Below are 4,475 nucleotides of genomic sequence, written 5' to 3'. Positions count from 1 at the left end.
GTGGGGGCGGCAACGGCGGCAATTCCGGCGGAAGCAATAGCGGGAACAGCGGCAACGGCAATGGGAATAACGGCAACAGCGGCAACAGTGGCAACAACGGCAAATCAGGATCCAGTCAGGGTAAGAGCGGGAGCCATGTCAATGCAAAGACCGGTGACAAGGTCGACGTGACCGGCAACAAGATCACAGTCAGGCATCCCGACGGCATAACGGAAAAGCTCGAGAACGGTCGTTTCAGCATGAAGGACGCTCTCGGTCGCACGATCATCGACCGCCAGGCCACGCCGGCCGATGCCAATCGTCTCAAGGCCTTGTGAAGCTGGCCAACAGGCAACGGTCAGCTTTGCACGTCACCTCCGCCGCCCCCCGGCGGAGGTGACCTCGTTTCCGGCCGGCGTCGTCCCGGTTTTCGGCACCGCAATGGCTGCGGTCCCGAGGCGCGACGCGCTTTTGCGCAATCCGGGACGGGAAACCGCTGCGCATTTCTTCGGACCTGCCCAGAGCAATTCTAGAAAAAGTGTGAAGCGGTTTTTCCGTTCCCTTGGGAATTGCGTCACAGAGTTAGAGCAGCTCGCCGTTTCCGTGAAACGGTGAAATGCTTTAGGAAGGCCTGTCGCGGTCGCGCCACTCACGCATCATCAAGGCCGCTTCGGTGCGATTTCGCACATTGAGCTTCGACAGCACTCCGGTCATGTGATGTTTGACGGTCTTCTCCTGCAACTCAAGCCGCAAGGCGACTTCCTTGTTGCTCAGCCCCTCCGCCACCAGCCGCAGGATTTCCGTTTGCCGATCGGTGAGCTGCCGCAGCCGTTCCGCCAAGCCGTCGGTCGGCTGCTGGGACTGGAGATCCGAAAGCAGCCGGGCCGATAGTGTCGGCGAGAGATAGCTTTCGCCGGCTGCGACATTGCGCAGGATGTCGGCGAGGCCGCGCGATCCGACGCCTTTGAGGACATAGCCATTCACCCCTGCGTTCAGCGCCTTGGTCACATCGGCATTGGCCTCCGAGACGGTCAGCATGACGATCTTCTGGGCGGGATGGTTGGCGAGGATGCTTGCGACCGCGCTCAGCCCGCCGCCCGGCATCGAGATGTCGAGCAGCAAGATGTCGGGCCGCATCGTCGCGGCGAGGCGTTCGGCATCCTGCGCCGTGGCGCCCTCGCCAACCATCTCGAAGCCTCCGATCTCCGACAGGCTGCGCGTCACACCTTCGCGAAAGAGGGGATGATCGTCGACAATGGCAATGCGAATGGTCCCAGTCATGCTTGCTCCTCGACCGACAGACGGATCACCAAACGCGTACCTTGCGGCCCGGTCAAGGTTTCGAACTGTCCGCCAATGCTTTCGACCCGTTCCCTGAGGCCGGCGAGCCCGAGGCCCTCGACCCGTGCCGTCGGATCGAAACCCGGCCCGCGGTCCGACACTTCGACAAAAAGCCTGCCACCTTTCATCCCGGCACTCACCGCCTGATCCTTGCCTAGCCCGTGGTGATAGGCATTGTTCAGCCCTTCCTGGACGAAACGATAGATGCTGATCTTCTCGGAGGCGCCGGGTTCAGGCAACTGTCCGGCCAGCGTCAGCGTCACCGACGTTCCCGTCCTCTGTTCGTGTTCCTTGACGGCCAGCCGCAGAATGTCGGTTGCGGCAGCCGTCTCGATCTGCGGCAGGACAAGGCCGGTGCAGATGCCGCGTATTTCGCGCATCGCATCCTCCAGCGTCTTGCGAATCATCGTGACCTCGGTCGAGCGGCTTGCGCCCGAATGGCCATCGCTGGAAAATATCGGGCTGTCCATGCGCAGCGCCGCCAGGGCCACGAGTTGGGCCGGGCCGTCATGCAGGTCGGCGCCGATGCGGCGCAGATATCTTTCGTTGAGCGCGGTGGCGCGGCGCGAGGCCTGTTGCACGCGCAGTCGCAAGGCACTGTTTTGCGCCACCAGACCCTGCAGTTCCGACACCTGGCGGCGCAGCGCCCCACGCTGGTCGTCGATGGTGCGGCTGCCGCGCAGGACGATGCCCGACAGGAGCAGGAATGCCGCCAGGGTCGCGCCGGCCACGATCAGCCAGCTCGACCACAGAGCGGAAGCCAGGGTGGCCTGGAAATCGTCGGCGATCTCATAGAACTCGGTAACCGCCACCACCTCGCCCGACCAGGGCTCGCGCACGGGATTGTAGATCTCCAGCAATGGCAAGCCGGTCGCCTTCTCCTCGCTCTCATCCTCATCGAAAGTATTGAATTCAGCGACGACATTGCCTTGGAAAGCGGAACGCAGATTGTCGCTCGGAGCGAAGCGGCGGCCGATCAGGGCCGTCTCCTTGGCATAGAGGACCGTCCCGTCGCGGCGCCAGAGCATGAACGATTCGAGGCGCTTGCCGAGCGCGCCCTGGCCAAGCGTCTCGTCCAGCGCCTGCTTGACGGAATCGCTGAGCTCCTGCTCCTTGCGCAAGTCGGGAAGCAGCGGCGCAATCACGCTGTCGACATAGAGCGCCGTCGTGGCGGCCGAATTGCGGATGACGCCCTCTCTGATCTGCGCCGTCACCCAGGCGCCCACCACCAGCATGACGGCCAGCAGGCCAAAACCGCCGGCAACGACGAATTGCAAGGCAAGAGAGAGTTCGCTCCAGCGTCGCGTCAAGTTCTGCAGAATACGAATCATGAACCCCTGACCGCCCTTCAATCGAATGGCTGGACGATGTCGGTACATTGAGCCTCCGTCTTGCCATTGCCAAGAGCTTCGTTTGGTCGAGCGCTTGACGTCCCGGCGCGCTTCGGAAACAACGTCCGCGACACATGCGGCGGGAGCCGCTTCGAGAGGGGGGCGGAACGTTGAGTTTTTCGGGACTGCTGCAGCTCGGCTTTTCAACGGTCATTTTCCTGCTGGCGGCGACAGCCGCCAAGCAATGGGGCCTGGCGCCGAGCCTTGGCAAGATCGCGCTGACGCTGGCGCTCTATTCGCTGGGCAATCTGATCATGCTGCGGCTGATCCGCGAATTCGGCATGTCGGTGTCGTTCAGCCTGTCTGCCGTCATCCAGCTGGTCTCGGTGAACGTCGTGGCACTGGTCTTCTTCGGCGAGCGCGTCAACGCGCTGCAGGCGACCGGCATCATGCTGGCGATCGCCGCAGTGGCGCTGATCACGCTCGGACCCTATCTGCAAGGCCGGCTGTAACGGGCGGATTGCCGATGAAGAATGCCGCGAACGCTTTGCTCAACCGGGTCGAATTCCCGGTGCTGCTGGCCGGCCTGGTCATCGCGGCCGGCCTTTGGGGATTCGAGGAGCTGATGGAGATGGCGCGCGCCACCACCCCGCACGCCTTCGACACCGAAATACTGCTCGCCTTCCGCCAGGCGGGGCGGCCTGACAGCCCGATCGGCCCGATGTGGCTGCAAGGGGCGATGCGCGACATCACAAGCCTTGGCAGCGGCAGCGTGCTGGTGCTGATCGTGACGGCGGTAATCGTCTATCTCCTGCTTATCCGCAGGCCGGCGACCGCCCTTTTCATCTTCGTGGCGGTGGCCGGCGGTCAGATGCTGTCGAGCCTGCTGAAAGCCGGAATCGACCGGCCGCGCCCCGAACTCGTCTCGCATCTCGTCAACGAAACGACGCTGTCTTTTCCCAGCGGCCACGCCATGCTGTCGGCGGTGACCTATCTGACGCTCGGCGCGCTGGCGGCACGCTTCCTGCCCGGTCGAACGACGAAGATCTATGTGCTGTCGCTGGCGGTGCTGACGACGCTGCTGGTCGGCATCAGCCGCGTCTATCTCGGCGTCCACTGGCCGTCGGATGTGCTGGCCGGCTGGTGCGCCGGCTTCGTCTGGGCGATGCTGTGCTGGCTCGCTGCCCGGACGTGGCAGCGATGGCGTGGGCAGCACCCGGACGGCGAGACTGGAGACTAGATCAGCCGGTTGATCAGCCCGTGCCCGCAGCCGGCCAACAGGAAAACCGCCGACAGCAAGGCTGCCGATGTCATGAAAGTCTTGAAGATATTCAACCGCGTTACTCCCTGCCCAGATGGAAGACCTTAGCGCGCAATCCCGGGAAAGTATCTAAAAAATGGCCAGTCAGGCGCCGCTACTTACGTCTCAAACATTCATCCTAATGCTTGAAACATCAGAATGATGATATTATACCTTACTCCTGCAGACTCAGACGGGGATTCCGGCCGATGATCACTGCCGCGCAGATGCGCGCCGCAAGGGCGCTGGCCGGCATCGATCAGAAGACGCTCGCCGAGCGCGCCGGCGTTTCGCTTCCGACTATCCAGCGCATGGAGGCGAGCGATGGCGTGGTCAGGGGCGTGGTCGACACGCTGATGAAGGTCATCCAGGCCCTCGACGAGGCCGGGGTGGAGCTGATCGGCGAGAATCAGGCCAGCGAGCGCGGCGGCCGGGGCGTGCGCCTCAAGTCTGCCGTGCCGCCGGATCCCAAGGCTGAGCCGGCATAAAGTCGCGACGGCGACCGCCGACAGCCCTGCCGACGA

Annotated in this window: 5 protein-coding genes and 1 pseudogene; 4 read left to right on the top strand and 2 right to left on the bottom strand. The window is 63.4% G+C overall.

Annotation, left to right across the window (positions count from 1 at the left end; genetic code table 11):
- Positions 1-317 (top strand): annotated as a pseudogene (locus tag ENZ74_RS23000) (hypothetical protein); the annotation flags it as partial.
- A gap of 283 nt (positions 318-600) precedes the next feature.
- Here ENZ74_RS23000 and ENZ74_RS22995 read toward each other — a convergent pair.
- Positions 601-1,260, bottom strand: coding sequence for a response regulator transcription factor (locus ENZ74_RS22995; protein WP_013528674.1), 660 nt, complete (start codon positions 1,258-1,260; stop codon positions 601-603).
- Positions 1,257-2,651 carry a sensor histidine kinase gene (locus tag ENZ74_RS22990; protein WP_024502211.1) on the bottom strand — a complete coding sequence of 465 codons (1,395 nt, stop codon included), beginning with the start codon at positions 2,649-2,651 and terminating at the stop codon, positions 1,257-1,259. Before ENZ74_RS22990 ends, ENZ74_RS22995 begins: the two co-directional genes overlap by 4 nt.
- A 170-nt stretch (positions 2,652-2,821) precedes the next feature.
- Here ENZ74_RS22990 and ENZ74_RS22985 point away from each other — a divergent pair, with 170 nt between their 5' ends.
- The 3 genes from ENZ74_RS22985 (at position 2,822) to ENZ74_RS22975 (ending at position 4,439) form a co-directional block, all read left to right on the top strand.
- Complete coding sequence (locus ENZ74_RS22985) at positions 2,822-3,163, top strand: hypothetical protein (RefSeq protein WP_013528672.1); 342 nt, start codon at positions 2,822-2,824, stop codon at positions 3,161-3,163.
- Positions 3,164-3,177: 14 nt separating this feature from the next.
- Entirely contained in the window at positions 3,178-3,891 is a 714-nt protein-coding gene (locus ENZ74_RS22980) for a phosphatase PAP2 family protein (RefSeq protein WP_063169633.1), read from the top strand.
- A gap of 269 nt (positions 3,892-4,160) precedes the next feature.
- Entirely contained in the window at positions 4,161-4,439 is a 279-nt protein-coding gene (locus ENZ74_RS22975) for a helix-turn-helix transcriptional regulator (protein WP_063169634.1), read from the top strand.
- Positions 4,440-4,475: the final 36 nt, after the last annotated feature.

The sequence above is a fragment of the Mesorhizobium sp. M7A.F.Ca.CA.002.15.2.1 genome, assembly GCF_003998715.1.
GTDB lineage: Bacteria > Pseudomonadota > Alphaproteobacteria > Rhizobiales > Rhizobiaceae > Mesorhizobium > Mesorhizobium ciceri.
This window is presented reverse-complemented; position numbering and strand designations above follow the sequence as displayed.

What these genes read in the sequence shown, in the direction of transcription:
- ENZ74_RS22990 (WP_024502211.1), bottom strand. Translation starts at nt 2,651, where the DNA reads ATGATTCGTATTCTGCAGAACTTGACGCGACGCTGGAGCGAACTCTCT.
- ENZ74_RS22995 (WP_013528674.1), bottom strand. Translation starts at nt 1,260, where the DNA reads ATGACTGGGACCATTCGCATTGCCATTGTCGACGATCATCCCCTCTTT.
- ENZ74_RS22980 (WP_063169633.1), top strand. Translation starts at nt 3,178, where the DNA reads ATGAAGAATGCCGCGAACGCTTTGCTCAACCGGGTCGAATTCCCGGTG.
- ENZ74_RS22975 (WP_063169634.1), top strand. Translation starts at nt 4,161, where the DNA reads ATGATCACTGCCGCGCAGATGCGCGCCGCAAGGGCGCTGGCCGGCATC.